Below are 13868 nucleotides of genomic sequence, written 5' to 3'. Positions count from 1 at the left end.
CTCACAGGGGCACCGGGGCGATCGTCACCAGATACGTCCCGTAACTCAGCGAGAGCCCGGCCAGGGCGGCGGTCACCACGATCGCGGCCCTCGGCCGGGCTTTCGTCATGGCGTGCGCGAGGGGGAGGAGCAGGGGGAAGGCGGGGAGCAGGAAGCGGGCCTTGGACTCGAAGAAGCCGGAGCCGCCGACCGTGATGAGGACGAGTACGGTCGTGTAGACGAGCAGCGGCAGCGGCGGCCGGACGCGGTCGTCCAGGAGCAGCAGGGCGAAGAGCACGAGCGCCGCCGCGACGATCACCAGCACCATCGGGAACGGCAGGACCTCGCGTGCGAGGAGCAGGTGCTTCGTGAAGCGCAGGCCCCCGGCGCCGAAGTCGAACCGTGAACCCCACCCGTCCTGCACGGCGAAGTATCCGCCCAGCAGATCGCCCTCCCTGGCCCCCACCCACAGCACGAAGCCGGCCCAGCCGAGCGGCGCGAGGGCGGCCCCCGCCCAGATCCGCCGGGGCACGCGGGCCCTGTGTTTCCGGTGGGTCCACAGTTCGTACGCCGCTGCCGCGCCCACCGCCGCGGCCACCGCGATCCCGTTGGGCCTGGCCAGTCCGGCGAGCGCGGCCAGGGTGCCGGCCCAGAGCCACCGGCCGCGGAGGACGGCGTACAGCGACCAGGCGGCGAAGGCGGTGAGCACCGGCTCCGTGTACGCCATGGTCAGGACGACGGAGTGCGGCAGCAGGCCCCACAGGACGACGAGCACGGTGGCGGTGCGGCGGCCGTAGAGGTGGTCGGCGACCAGGTAGATGCCGCAGGCGGCGCCCGCGGCGGCGGTCCAGGCGATCAGCAGGCCGGCCGCTCCGCCGGAGAGGGGGACGACGGTCGTGACCGCCTTGATGAGGGCGGGGTAGAGCGGGAAGAAGGCCAGGTCGCTCTGGGTCCCGCCGTCGGGGAAGGTGAGGGTGCGGTGTCCGTAGCCGTGGGCGGCGATGCCCGTGTACCACCGGGAGTCCCAGGTGTCGCCGAGGCGTGCGAGGGGGTTCTTGCCGACGTACCAGGAGCAGAGGGCGACTGCGAGTACGCCGGTGAGGCGGGCGGCGGCGAAGAGGGCGAGGGCGGGTGCCGCCCGGCGCAGGGCGCGTACCGCTTCGGGCGCGGGCATGCGGGTGGGGCGGACGGCGGCCCTCTCTGCGGTGTCGACGGACACGGTCTACCTCCGGGCGCGCGCGAGTCGTTGCCCCCGACGATGAGCGCCCCGCCGCCGCACCGCGACCGCTGCTCGCCCGACCGGCCCAGGGTGCGCCTACCGCTGCGCGGGGCGTTTTCCCCACCCCGCCCCTTCCCGAAACTGGGGGCAGGCCCCCAGACCCCCGGGACGCCCTCCGGGCGTGTCCTCAAACGCCGGACGGGCTGGATTTGCGGCCGGCGGCACGTTCCCGCTCAACGGCACCATCCAGCCTCTCCGGCGTTTGAGGAGCGGGGTCTGGGGCGGAGCCCCAGTTCGGGAAGGGGCGGGGTGGGGAAAGGCCCGCCGCAGGCGCCCGATCTAGCCGCCGGCCAGGCCCTTCAGGCGGGTCACCGCCTCCTGGAGCACCTCAGTCCGCTTGCAGAAGGCGAATCGCACGAACGGGGCGCCCACCTCCCGGTGGTCGTAGAAGACCGCGTTCGGGATCGCGACCACCCCGCACCGCTCCGGCAGCGCGCGGCAGAAGGCGAAGCCGTCGGTCTCGCCGAGGGGACGGATGTCGGTGGTGACGAAGTACGTCCCGGCGGGGCGGTAGACCTCGAAGCCCGCGTCCGCGAGCCCCGCGCTCAGCAGATCGCGCTTGGCGCGCAGGTCGTCGCGCAGGGCGGTGAAGTACGCGTCGGGCAGGCGCAGCGCCTCGGCGACGGCGTACTGGAAGGGCCCGGCCGACACGTACGTCAGGAACTGCTTGGCGGACCTGACGGCCGTCACCAGAGCGGGCGACGCCGTGACCCAGCCGACCTTCCACCCGGTGAAGGAGAACGTCTTGCCCGCCGAGGAGATGCTGACCGTGCGCTCGCGCATGCCGGGGAACGACGCGAGCGGGATGTGCTCGCCGTCGAAGACGAGGTGTTCGTAGACCTCGTCGGTGACGACGAGGAGGTCGCGCTCGACGGCGAGCGCGGCGATCGCCGCCAGCTCCTCGCGGGTCAGGACGGTGCCGGTGGGGTTGTGCGGGGTGTTGAGGAGGATGAGGCGGGTGCGTGGGGTGACGGCGGCGCGCAGTTCGTCGAGGTCGAGTACGTACCGGCCCTCGTGGGGGCGCAGGGTCACGGGGACGCGCGTGCCGCCCGCCATGGCGATGCAGGCGGCGTACGAGTCGTAGTACGGCTCCAGGGCCACGACCTCGTCGCCCGGCTCCAGCAGGGCCAGCAGGGAGGCGGCGATGGCTTCCGTGGCGCCGGTGGTGACCAGGACCTCGGTGTCGGGGTCGTAGGACAGGCCGTAGCGGCGGTGCTGGTGGTCCGCGATCGCGGTGCGCAGGCCGGGGATGCCGGGGCCGGGTGGGTACTGGTTGCCGCGGCCGTCGCGCAGGGCGCGGACCGCCGCCTCCCGCACCTCCTCGGGGCCGTCGGTGTCGGGGAAGCCCTGTCCGAGGTTGATCGAGCCGGTCCTCAGGGCCAGCGCCGACATCTCCGCGAAGATCGTCGTCCCGAACTCCGCCAGTCTGCGATTGAGGAGGGGGCGCGGGCTGTGGGGCCGGCCGGCTGTGTGGTCTCTCGGCGTCGTCATGGCGGCCATCCTGGGCCGAACCTCTGGAGTTGCTCAAGTCTGCTTTGGCTTTCGACGGCTGGGGGCATCCCCCAGTCACGTAAGAAGCGAGCACCTCGCTTCGGGGGACCGGAAGGACGGTGGGGGCCATGGAATTCGCCCTGCTGGTGATCGTGGTGCTGGTGATTGTCGGGCTGACAGCGGTCGCGGGAAAGCGCGGCGGCAGGCGGTCCCGCACCCGCGGGGGCAGCTGGTGGGAGGGCGGTCACGGGGGCGGCGGCTCGTCCTGCAGTGGCGGTTCGTCCTGCGGGGGCGGCGGCGGTTGCGGTGGTGGAGGCGGAGGCGACTGACACGGGGCAGTTGCCTCCGCCCGTACCACATCTGCACCGTTCCGATCGTCAGGCCCTTGCGCCCGGCGGGTTAACTCCCGCCGGGCGCCTTCTTGTTGAACAGATGAACCGACTGGCCCCCGAGGGGATGGAAACCACTCCAAGTTGGGTAAAAACGCTGTGAGCGCAGCGCACTTCATGATTCCCTCGCTGTCGAGAACATCAGCCCTCGGACCTCATGTGGACCCGAGCAGGCGGTCCCCGAATCCCCTCGTACGACACCTCCCGGGTGACCCCGGTCCACCCTTCCCAAACGCCTGTCTGCGGAGCCCACTCATGCTCACGACTCTCAAGACTGCCTACACCGACACGCGTGCCGCCGACCTCGCCTGGGCGCTGGGGCGCGAGCCGCTGCCGGCCCTGGCCGTGCTCGACCTGCAACTTGGCGCTGCTGTCCTCCAGTTGAGGCTCCTCGGCGCCTCGCATCAAGTGCTTCTGGAGGAGGACGAAGGTTCCTGCTCCGAGACGGTCGCCTGTATGCCCGGCAGCAGTACGCCGCTGCCGCTGGGCGTCGCCAAACGACTCGGACACTGGGAGTACGAGTTCGCCGCGCGCGTCGAGACCCTCACCCAGGGCCAGTTCGCGGGGCGCGCGCAGGAACTCCTCGCGCTCGTCGCCGACCACCCCAACGGGCTCGCGGGAACGTTTCCCGGCAGCCCGCACGCGTTCACGGCGATGCTGGCGCAGCGGTATGAGGGGCAGGTGCGGTGGCGAACGTGGCACGCGTATCCACAGGAGGGGCAGTTGGTGGTGACGAGATCACGGGTAGGCGCACGTATGCCCGCAAGCCTGTAGTTACACCTAGTTACACCCTTGTGGGTGACGAGGGGTGAGTCCTTCGTGACGTAGCGTTCGCATGGTGATCGATTCGCCTGTGTCGCTGTCGGTGCCGGAAGCCCCGGCCGCCCTGCCTGTGCGGCCGCGGACCGGCCGGTTCCTGGTGCTCGGTGTGGTCTTCGTCTGCGCCGCGTGCGGACTTGTGTACGAGCTCGAACTGGTCGCACTCGCTTCGTACTTGATCGGCGACTCGGTCACCCAGGCGTCCGTCGTGCTCTCGGTGATGGTCTTCGCGATGGGCATCGGCTCGCTGCTCGCCAAGCGGCTGCGGTGCCGTGCCGCGGTGGGATTCGGCCTGCTGGAGGCCGCGCTGGCGCTGTGCGGCGGCTGTTCGGCGCTGGTGCTGTACGCGACGTTCGCCTGGCTCGGCGGGTCGCGGTACGCGCTGGTCGCCTTCTCGCTGGCGATCGGCGTGCTCATCGGCGCCGAGATCCCGCTGCTGATGACGTTGATCCAGCGCGTGGCGCGGCGCGGTGAGCGCCGGGACGCGAGCGGCGACGTGGCGGACCTCTTCGCCGCGGATTACGTCGGGGCGCTGGTCGGCGGCCTCGCCTTCCCCTTTCTTCTGCTGCCGCTGCTCGGGCAGTTGACGGGTGCGCTGCTCACCGGCGCGGTCAACGCGGTGGCGGGCGGGGCGCTGGTGCTGTGGCTCTTCCGGCACGAGCTGACACGGCGTGAGCGCTGGCTGCTGGTCGTCGCGAACGCGGTGGTGCTGGCGCTGCTCGCCACCGCGACCGCCCTCGTCGACGACTTCGAGCGGGCGGCGCGGCGGGCGGTGTACGGGGACCGGGTGCGGGTCGCCGTACAGACCGACGTACAGGAGATCGTCGTCACCGGTGGCCCGGGCGGGCCGCTGGACCTCTACCTCGACGGACGGCTGCGGGTCAGCGGCCGCGACGAGCACCGGTACCACGAGGCGCTCGTCCACCCCGCGATGCGCGGGCGCCACGCGCGAGTGGTGATCCTGGGCGGCGGCGACGGGCTCGCGGCGCGGGAGGTGCTGCGCTATCCGGACGTGGAGTCGCTCACGGTGGTCGAACTGGACCCGGCCGTCGTCGAGCTGGCCCGTACGGACGCCGGCCTGTCGGCGCTGAACGAACGGGCCCTGCGGGATCCGCGGCTGCGGGTCGACACCGCCGACGCGTTCACCTGGCTGCGGGAGGCGGGGCGGGAGGGGCGGCCGTACGACGTGGTGATCTCGGATCTGCCCGATCCCGGCATCACACCGAGCACGAAACTGTACTCCCAGGAGTTCTACGGGCTGGCGTCGCGCGTCCTCGCGGGCGGCGGGCGCATCGTCGTCCACGCGGGGCCGTTGGCGACCCGGCCGCGGGCGTACTGGACGGTCGACGCGACGCTGCGGGCGGCGGGGCTGCGGACGCGTCCGTACCGAACGACCGGCCGCCTCTCCGGGTTCACCGGGGGCCCGGACCGGGCGTCGGGCGCGGCGGTGGCGCCGCAGGACTGGGGCTTCGTACTGGCCGGGCAGGGCGCGCGCCCCGGACTCGGACTCGCCGCCGACGCGCCCCGGCTGCGCTCGCTCTCGTCGGCGGTGCTGCGGAGGGGGGAGCGGTCGGCGGAGGGGGCGCGGGTGCGGGGGGTGCCGCCTTCGACGCTGGTCCATCCGCGCTATACGCGGTGATTACGCCGCGGATCGCGTGTGGCGATTCCTCGCAGAGGCGGGTACATCGCGGGCGGGCGTGAGTAGGCTCGGTTCCCATGGAGCATGAGGTGTTCGTTCCGGTTCCGGCAGAGACCCTCCGACAGGCGCTGGGGGACCCCGCCCGGGTGGCGCGTTGCGTCCCGGGGCTCCAGCAGGACGCCGACGAGGCGTCCGGCCCGATCGCGGGACGGCTGAAGGTCCGCATCGACGGCCACACGATCACGTACCGCGGAACCCTGCGCGTCACCGGTCAGCCGGACGGCACCTTCGCCGTCGAGGGCGAGGGCACGGAGGCGCGCGGCACGGGCTCGGTCAAGCTGGCGCTGACGGCACGCCTGACGGAGGCGGACGGCGGTACGACGGTGACGTACGCGGGGACGGCGAGCGGCGAGGGCCGCATCACGGAGCTCGACGCGGCGGCGACGCTGGCCGCGTCGCAGCGCCTGCTGGACCGCTTCACCACCCGGTTGGCGGATGCGCCGGCCGGCGGGGCCGGGGAATCCGGCGGGGAATCCCGGCCGTCGGTTTTCGAGACGGAGGTGCCGCCGCCGTCGCTGGACCCGCTGGCCGACGACGTAACCGACGTAACCGACGTGTCTGATGTGCCGGACGCGCCTGACCTCGCGGATGTACCGGGAGTGCCGTCACCGGCGGAGCCGCCCGCCGAGGCGGCTCACGCGCGGCGCACGATGATCGGCCGCAGCGCGGAGGAGGTCGACCACGCGCCGCCGCGCGGGCGCTACGCCCCGGTCCCGGCCCCGCAGTCGACATCGACCACCGACACCCTGCGCTGGATCGCCCCGGCGGCCGCGCTGGCGCTGGCGTCGGCGGTGGTGGTGAGCCGGGTACTGCGGCGCAGGCGCTGAGCAAGGAGCGGGGTCCGGGGCGGAGCCCCGGTTACCGGCCCGCAGCCCATAGGCTCGGAGGGTGAGCACCCAAGAGACGCGACTGGCGGCGGGCGACGCCGAGCTGACCATCGCCCAGGACAACGGCTGCCGCATCGCCGGCCTCCGCATCGGCGGCACCGAGCTGCTGCGCCAGGGGGAGCGGTACGGCTGCTTCCCGATGGTGCCGTGGTGCGGCCGGCTGGACCGCGGCAAGTTCCTCAACGGCGCGACCATGCACCAACTGCCGCTCAACTCCCCGCCCCACGCCATCCACGGCACCGGCCGCGACGCCGCCTGGCACACCGCGCGGGTCGAGAAGAGCGAGGCCGCGTTCACGTACGACCTGGCCGACCCGTGGCCGTACCAGGGCAGGGTCACCCAGGCGTTCGGGCTGGCCGAGGACTCCCTCACGCTGACGATGGGGATCGAGACGTACGGCGATTCCTTCCCGGCGCAGGCGGGCTGGCACCCCTGGTTCCTGCGCAACCTCGGCGGCGGCGGGCAGGACGTGCGGATCGACTTCGCTCCCGCCTGGCAGGAGGAGCGCGGTGATGACCACCTCCCTACCGGGAAGCGGATCCCGCCCCGGCCCGGCCCGTGGGACGACTGCTTCGGGATGCCGGACGGCGTGGACGTCACGCTCACCTGGCCGGGGCAGCTGGAGCTGAAGGTCACGAGCCGCGCCGAGTGGGTCGTCGTGTACGACGAGCAGGCTGAAGGGGTGTGCGTGGAGCCGCAGTCCGGGCCGCCGAACGGGCTCAACACGATGCCCCGGTTCGTGACGCCCATCGAACCGCTGGAGATCGAGACCATCTGGACCTGGCGGCGGCTGTGAAGCGGCGGCTTTAAGCTCATGGCATGACTGACGTACGTGGTGAGCTGCTCCAGCAGATCAAGGACAAGGCCGTGGTGCACGGCAAGGTGACCCTGTCTTCGGGGATCGAGGCCGACTGGTACATCGACCTGCGCCGGATCACGCTGGACGGCGAGGCCGCGCCGATGGTGGGCCAGGTGATGCTCGACGCCACCAGCGAGCTGGATTACGACTGCGTCGGGGGTCTGACCCTGGGCGCCGACCCGGTGGCCACTTCGATGCTGCACGCCTCCGCCGCGCGCGGGCAGCGGCTCGACGCGTTCGTCGTGCGCAAGGCGGGCAAGGCGCACGGCATGCAGCGCCGGATCGAGGGCACCGACGTCAAGGGTCGTCGCTGCCTGGTCGTCGAGGACGTCTCGACCACGGGTGGCTCGCCGCTGACCGCCGTCGAGGCGGTCCGTGAGGCGGGCGGCGAGGTCGTCGGTGTCGCGGTGATCGTGGAGCGGGGCGCGGCTCCGAAGATCGCGGAGGCCGGGCTTCCGTACATCAACGCCTATTCGCTGGATGAGCTCGGACTGGCGTAATCCGGCCTGACCTGCGGTTTCGTTAAGGGTCGCCTTGAGGGCGGACTGTTTCACGTGAAACAGTCCGCCCTTGTCGTATGCCCAGGCAGTGTGCAGGGTGGAGCCGCGGCGAGAGTCTGGAAAGATAGGGGCGACGATGACGTCGCCCCTAGGTCAGGGCCCAGCACCACACACCCGCACGTCATAAGGAGCGGACAGATGCCCATCGCAACCCCCGAGGTCTACAACGAGATGCTCGACCGGGCGAAGGCAGGCAAGTTCGCCTACCCGGCCATCAACGTGACCTCGACCCAGACCTTGCACGCGGCGCTGCGCGGTTTCGCGGACGCCGAGAGCGACGGCATCATCCAGATTTCCACCGGCGGCGCCGAGTTCCTGGGCGGCCAGTACTCCAAGGACATGGTGACCGGCGCCGTCGCGCTCGCCGAGTTCGCGCACATCGTCGCCGAGAAGTACCCGGTGACGGTCGCGCTGCACACGGACCACTGCCCCAAGGACAAGCTGGACACGTACGTACGTCCGCTGATCGACGTATCCGCCGAGCGCGTCGCCAAGGGCCTCAACCCGCTCTTCCAGTCGCACATGTGGGACGGTTCCGCCGAGACCCTCGCCGACAACCTGGCCATCGGCCAGGAGCTGCTCGCGAAGGCTGCCGCCGCGAAGATCATCCTTGAGGTCGAGATCACCCCGACCGGTGGCGAGGAGGACGGCGTCAGCCACGAGATCAACGACGAGCTCTACACGACCGTCGACGACGCGCTGCGCACCGCCGAGGCGCTGGGCCTGGGCGAGAAGGGCCGCTACCTGCTGGCCGCCTCCTTCGGCAACGTGCACGGCGTCTACAAGCCGGGCAACGTCGTTCTGCGCCCCGAGCTGCTGAAGGACCTCCAGGCGGGCGTCGCCGAGAAGTACGGCAAGGCTGCCTCTCCGGGCCCCTTCGACTTCGTCTTCCACGGCGGCTCGGGCTCCACCGCCGAGGAGATCGCCACCGCGCTGGAGAACGGCGTCGTGAAGATGAACCTCGACACCGACACCCAGTACGCCTTCACCCGCCCGGTCGCGGACCACATGTTCCGCAACTACGACGGTGTCCTGAAGGTCGACGGCGAGGTCGGCTCGAAGAAGACGTACGACCCGCGCACCTGGGGCAAGCTGGCCGAGGCGTCGATGGCCAAGCGCGTCACCGAGGCGTGCGCGAACCTGCGCTCGACGGGCACCAAGCTCAAGTAAGCGCAAGTGTGGTGGTGTAGGGCCCGGTACCGGATTCGCGGATTCGGTACCGGGCCTTACCTGTTCATCGCGGGGTCGCCGCCAGGGTGGGCAGGTGCTGGTTGCCGTCCGCCCAGGTCGCCGTCATCACTACGCCGGAGATCCGCCACCCCTTGGCCGTACGGACGAGGTCGAAGCGGTAGGTACCGCCCAGCGTCCACAGCGGGGAGCCGTGCGGGGTGGCCAGCCGGTGGGTGGCCTGGAAAGCGGCCGTGCACACGGCGGTGTCGGTGTGTGTGCCGACGTCCACCAGGTGGTTGGTGATGAGGTGCTGGGTGGCGTCGTAGCCGCCGAGCGCTTCCCGCCAGCCGGCCACGATCTGCTCCGGGGTGAGGTCGACCGGCTCGCCTCCGTTGAGGCTGGTGTAGTCGAGGGTGACCTTCTCGGCGAAGACCCCGGCCAGCCGGTCCCACTGCCGCTGGTCGGCGTACCAGGCCATCCGGGTGCACGTCTCGATGACTGCCAGCCGGTCCTCGGTGCTCGGTGCGGGGCTCAACGTGTTCTCCGTTCGTAGAGGACACGGTCGACCAGCCGCTCGCTTTGCCCCGGCGGGGTGAAGTAGAGGTCGATCGTGTGGCGGTTGTCGGGGCGGATCGTGATGACGGTCCGCATGGGGATGGTCTTGCCCAGGTAGTCGGGGCCGAGCACGCCGGGGTCGGTGAATTCACCGGGCATCGAGATCTCGGACGTGGTGGCGTTCTGCGGCGCTCCCCGGTACGCCATCGTCGTCGGCGTGACGCTGTCGAAGGTCGTCCACTCGTAGCGTCGGTCGATGGTGGAGTGGCCGAGGACGCCGAGGCGGAAGTACGGGCGGCCCGCCAGCGTGCCGCTGGTCTCCTCCGACAGGAAGCGGCCGCCGGTCTTCTTGATCCACCGGACCTTTACGGTCATGTCCGTCGAGACGACCGGCTTTCCGCCCTCGCCGAGGAGCCAGTTGGTCTTGGTGGCCTTCCAGGTCCCGACGAGTGGATCGAGCCGGCGGTGGGCGGGGCCCGGCGTCAGGTTGTCGCCGGACGTGTACGTGGCCCCCGCCGTCCGGTGGGCCGTGGTCGTCGCGGTCTCCGACGGTGCGGCGGCGGCCAGGCCGAGGAGCGCCGCCAGCACGACCGCGAGGCGGGGCAGTTGGCCGCGGTTCATCGCAGGGTGCTCTCGAAGTGGCTGTCGGCCGCGTCCACCGCGATCGTCACCTGGCTCTCCTGGTCGTAGAAGTCGAACTGGGTGCCCGGCGTCCACAGCAGTTCCCTGGGCCCGGCGAGACCCGCGTGGAACCGGCGCGCGCCCTCAGGGATGGCCGCGTCCTCGCTGTGCACGAGCAGCGTGGGGGCGGTGATCCGGGGCGCGAACGCCAGCGAGTCGAGGGTCAGCCACTCCTTCCACGCCATGACCGCGAAGCGGTTGGGCCAGGCGGGGACGGCGCCGCGCTCCGGGTTCAGGTAGAAGTCGATCTCGTACGGCATCGGCGCCCGTTCGTCGGTCGCGCTGACCACCGGTACGTACTCGACCTCGCCGGTCGCCTCGTAGTGGGCGCGCGCCTCCTCGCCGGCGGCGATCTTCTCCCGTACCGCCTCGGCTCCTCCGTACGCCTCCTCGCAGATCGCCGGGTCGTGCAGCCACGGCGCCACCAGGGCGAGGGCCTTGATCCGGTCGTCGGCGGCGGCGTTGCCGGACATGTACATCGCGGCGGCGCAGATGCCGAGCGCGCCCAGCCGCTCGCCGTCGACGGCCGGATGCCCGGCCAGGAACGTCACCGCGTGCCGGATGTCGTCGATCTTGCGCTTTGGGGATTCGACGTCCCTGGGTTCGCCGCCGGACTCGCCGAAGCCGGTGAAGTCGAAGGACAAGGCCGCGTAGCCGCGCTCGGCCAGCCGCTCGGCGTAACGGTCGGCCATCAGCTCCTTCACGCTCGTCCAGGTCCCGGCCACGACGACGCCGGGCACCGGCAGGGACCCGGCGCCGGGTGGCTGGGGCAGGAAGAGGTTTCCCGTCAGCTTCGCCGCGCTGCCGGCGAAGGTCACCTTCTCGCAATGCGTCATGTTTCGTCCCCCTCGTCCGCGAATGCCGTCTCATATGACGGCCCGGGACGAGCATGCGGCTCAACAGGCTGCTACTGGTGGGTTGTTCGGCTGCGCGATCAAGCAGTGCAGGAAGACACAGGGAGGATGTATGTGTCGGGATGCGGAGAAAACCCAACCGCACGAACAACCGGGACCGGCGGGACTGGGGAGGCCGGCGGGACCGGCCGTCCTGTGCGCGGCCGGTTTATCGGCGTACCACGCGGCCATCACCTACGGCTCGACCTCCGGTGACGTGCCGAGTTGCGTACGGGAGCTGGGGCTGCTCCACCCCCACGGCGACGACCCCGACGCCCCCGATGTCTACGTGCCCGTCCCGCCGGACGTCGCGGCCCATCGGCTGGCCCATCCCGTCGAGCGGACCCTGCTCGAAGGGCAGCAGTGGCTGCTGGCTCTGCGCGACGCGCTGTCTCCGGCGGAGAAGCTGTACCGCGAGGAGCAGCAGATGGCCGTCGCTCCCGTCCGGGTGCTGCGTGAACGCGACGTCATCGTGGACACCCTGCGCAAGCTCGGCCGCTCCTGCCGCCAGGAGTTCCAGGCCGCTCAGCCCGGCGGTCCCCGGGATCCGGTCCGGCTCGCGATGACGCTGCCGCCGATGCTCGCGCTGGTCGGCCGCGGGGTCCAGTACCGCACCCTCTACCAGCATTCGGTGCGCACCCACGGGCCGACGCTCGACTTCATGGTCGAGGTGCACGCGGCGGGGGGCCAGTTCCGTACGCTCGACGAACTCTTCGGCCGGATGATCATCTACGACCGGTCCGTCGCCGTCGTACGCGACCAGCGCTATGCGTCCCACGACCACGCGCTGCTGATCGACCACCCGGGCATCGCGGGCTTCCTGGCCGAGGTGTTCGACCACGCCTGGGCCCGGGCCGAGCCCGTCGGCTTCGACGTGCCCCATGCGCGGCCGGCCCCGCTGACCGACGAGAAGCGCCGTACCGTGCTGCGTCTGATGGTGGAGGGGTACACCGACGCGGCCATCGCGACCCGGCTGGGCATGAGCACCCGTACGGTCGCCAACCACGTGCGGAAGGCCGCGGACGAGTTGGGCAGCCGGAGCAGGGCTCAGCTCGCCTATCTCCTGGCCAAGTCGGGCCTTCTCGACTAGCCCGCGCGGGCTGGAGCCGCGAGGATTCGCGCATGGACATTCGGCCGCCGGACCTTCGGCTGTCCTCCGACCGGGGCCGGTGGGTGGTGCTCACCACCGTGCTCGGGTCCGGCATGGCGATGCTGGACTCCACCGTCGTCAACGTCGCCCTGCCCCGCATCGGCAGGGACCTGGACGCCGATCTGGCGGCCCTCCAGTGGACCGTCAACGCCTACATGCTCACCCTCGCCGGGCTCATCCTGCTCGGCGGCGCGCTCGGTGACCGGTTCGGGCGGCGCAAGGTCTTCGTGATCGGCATCGTGTGGTTCGCGCTGGCCTCGCTGCTGTGCGGACTGGCGCCGAACGCCGGGTTCCTGATCGCCGCACGCGCCCTCCAGGGCGTCGGCGGAGCCCTCCTCACGCCCGGCTCCCTCGCGCTCATCCAGGCCTCCTTCCACCCCGACGACCGGGCGAGGGCAGTGGGGGTGTGGTCCGGGCTCGGCGGGGTGGGAGCGGCCGTCGGGCCCTTCCTGGGCGGCTGGCTGGTGGACGGGCCCGGGTGGCGCTGGGTGTTCCTGCTGAATGTGCCGCTGGCCGCGCTCTGTGTCCCGGTCGCGCTCAAGCACGTACCGGAGTCGAGGGATCCGCGGGCGCACGGCCGCTTCGACGCGCTGGGTGCCGGGCTCGCGGCCCTCGCTCTCGGGCTGGTGACGTACGCCCTGATCGCGGCGCCGGAGCGGGGTGCGTCGGCCGTGGTGGTGGGCTCCGTGGTCGCCGGTGTCGTGCTCGGGGCGGTCTTTCTGTACGTCGAGAAGCGGCGGCCCGAGCCGATGATGCCGCTCACGATTTTCGCCTCGCGGCAGTTCACGGCGATCAACGTCGTGACGCTGTGCGTGTACGCGGCGTTCAGCGGATTCTTCTTCCTCACCGCTCTCCAGCTACAGGTCGTTGTGGGTTACTCCGCACTGCAGGCCGGTACGGCGCTGCTCCCCACGACGGTGCTGATGCTTTTCCTGTCCGCGAAGTCCGGCGAAGTGGCGCAGGTGATCGGGCCGCGCATTCCGCTCACCGTGGGGCCGCTGCTGTGTGCGGGCGGGATGCTGCTGATGCTGCGCGTGGGGGAGGGATCGTCGTACGTCGCCGATGTGCTCCCCGCGATGCTCGTGATGGGCGCGGGCATGGTGACTCTGGTCGCGCCGCTCACGGCCACGGTGCTCGCCTCCGTGGCCACCGGGAGGGCGGGGCTGGCCAGCGGCATCAACAACGCGGCCGCGCGGGCGGCGGGCCTGATCGCGGTGGCGGCGCTGCCACTGCTGGCGGGGATGGGGCCGGAGGCGTACCGGTCGGCGGCGGAGTTCGGGGAGACGTTCCGGCGGGCGATGCCGATGTGTGCGGGGCTGTTGGGGGTGGGGGCGGTGATCGCTTGGCTGACGGTGCGGGTTCCGGGGCGGGAATGCGGGGAGCCGGAGTGCCGGGTGCATTGCGGGGTGACTTCGCCTCCGCTGGAGGGCGCGGGGGGTTAGAGAACCGGGGCTCCG

At 71.5% G+C, this 13868-nt stretch carries 14 protein-coding genes; 9 read left to right on the top strand and 5 right to left on the bottom strand.

What is annotated here, in order from left to right; genetic code table 11:
- Position 1: 1 nt before the first annotated feature.
- Positions 2–1153 carry a hypothetical protein gene (locus tag ABZX79_RS08265; RefSeq protein WP_355253717.1) on the bottom strand — a complete coding sequence of 384 codons (1152 nt, stop codon included), beginning with the start codon at positions 1151–1153 and terminating at the stop codon, positions 2–4.
- Positions 1154–1537: 384 nt separating this feature from the next.
- Positions 1538–2749 (bottom strand): pyridoxal phosphate-dependent aminotransferase, encoded by a 1212-nt coding sequence (locus ABZX79_RS08260; protein ID WP_355253429.1) that lies wholly within the window; start codon positions 2747–2749, stop codon positions 1538–1540.
- 128 nt (positions 2750–2877) lie between these two features.
- On the opposite strand from ABZX79_RS08260, the gene ABZX79_RS08255 reads away from it, so the two are divergent.
- The 7 genes from ABZX79_RS08255 to fbaA all read left to right on the top strand — a co-directional run bounded on the left by ABZX79_RS08255 (position 2878) and on the right by fbaA (position 9132).
- Positions 2878–3078, top strand: a complete 201-nt coding sequence (locus tag ABZX79_RS08255; protein WP_355253427.1) for a hypothetical protein — start codon at positions 2878–2880, stop codon at positions 3076–3078.
- A gap of 315 nt (positions 3079–3393) precedes the next feature.
- The gene (locus ABZX79_RS08250; RefSeq protein WP_355253425.1) at positions 3394–3912 is read left to right on the top strand and encodes a DUF2617 family protein; all 519 of its coding nucleotides are present in this window, start codon (positions 3394–3396) and stop codon (positions 3910–3912) included.
- Between the two features lie 64 nt (positions 3913–3976).
- A complete protein-coding gene (locus ABZX79_RS08245) occupies positions 3977–5596 on the top strand; it encodes a polyamine aminopropyltransferase (RefSeq protein WP_355253423.1) in 1620 nt (539 codons plus the stop codon).
- A gap of 77 nt (positions 5597–5673) precedes the next feature.
- A complete protein-coding gene (locus ABZX79_RS08240; protein ID WP_355253421.1) occupies positions 5674–6483 on the top strand; it encodes an SRPBCC domain-containing protein in 810 nt (269 codons plus the stop codon).
- Positions 6484–6544: 61 nt separating this feature from the next.
- Positions 6545–7339 carry an aldose 1-epimerase gene (locus ABZX79_RS08235; protein ID WP_355253419.1) on the top strand — a complete coding sequence of 265 codons (795 nt, stop codon included), beginning with the start codon at positions 6545–6547 and terminating at the stop codon, positions 7337–7339.
- Positions 7340–7362: 23 nt separating this feature from the next.
- Positions 7363–7902: an orotate phosphoribosyltransferase gene (gene pyrE, locus ABZX79_RS08230; RefSeq protein WP_214980261.1), complete on the top strand. Its 540-nt coding sequence runs from the start codon at positions 7363–7365 to the stop codon at positions 7900–7902.
- A 198-nt stretch (positions 7903–8100) separates the two neighbouring features.
- Positions 8101–9132, top strand: a complete 1032-nt coding sequence (gene fbaA, locus ABZX79_RS08225; RefSeq protein WP_355253417.1) for a class II fructose-bisphosphate aldolase — start codon at positions 8101–8103, stop codon at positions 9130–9132.
- Between the two features lie 64 nt (positions 9133–9196).
- On the opposite strand, the gene ABZX79_RS08220 is transcribed toward fbaA, so the two are convergent.
- The 3 genes from ABZX79_RS08220 to ABZX79_RS08210 are packed head-to-tail and all read right to left on the bottom strand — an operon-like array spanning position 9197 to position 11204.
- Positions 9197–9667, bottom strand: coding sequence for a nuclear transport factor 2 family protein (locus tag ABZX79_RS08220; RefSeq protein WP_355253415.1), 471 nt, complete (start codon positions 9665–9667; stop codon positions 9197–9199).
- Complete coding sequence (locus tag ABZX79_RS08215) at positions 9664–10308, bottom strand: DUF1579 family protein (RefSeq protein WP_355253413.1); 645 nt, start codon at positions 10306–10308, stop codon at positions 9664–9666. Before ABZX79_RS08215 ends, ABZX79_RS08220 begins: the two co-directional genes overlap by 4 nt.
- Complete coding sequence (locus ABZX79_RS08210; protein WP_355253412.1) at positions 10305–11204, bottom strand: alpha/beta fold hydrolase; 900 nt, start codon at positions 11202–11204, stop codon at positions 10305–10307. Before ABZX79_RS08210 ends, ABZX79_RS08215 begins: the two co-directional genes overlap by 4 nt.
- 274 nt (positions 11205–11478) lie before the next feature.
- Here ABZX79_RS08210 and ABZX79_RS08205 point away from each other — a divergent pair, with 274 nt between their 5' ends.
- Both ABZX79_RS08205 and ABZX79_RS08200 read left to right on the top strand, forming a co-directional pair.
- Positions 11479–12351, top strand: a complete 873-nt coding sequence (locus ABZX79_RS08205) for a helix-turn-helix transcriptional regulator (protein ID WP_355253410.1) — start codon at positions 11479–11481, stop codon at positions 12349–12351.
- Positions 12352–12383: 32 nt separating this feature from the next.
- Positions 12384–13853: an MFS transporter gene (locus tag ABZX79_RS08200; protein WP_355253408.1), complete on the top strand. Its 1470-nt coding sequence runs from the start codon at positions 12384–12386 to the stop codon at positions 13851–13853.
- The last annotated feature ends 15 nt before the right edge of the window (positions 13854–13868 follow it).

The organism is Streptomyces sp. NPDC002994 (assembly GCF_040611155.1).
Lineage (GTDB): Bacteria > Actinomycetota > Actinomycetes > Streptomycetales > Streptomycetaceae > Streptomyces.
The sequence above is the reverse complement of the archived record's forward strand: the minus strand, read 5'-3'. Positions and strand labels throughout refer to the sequence as shown.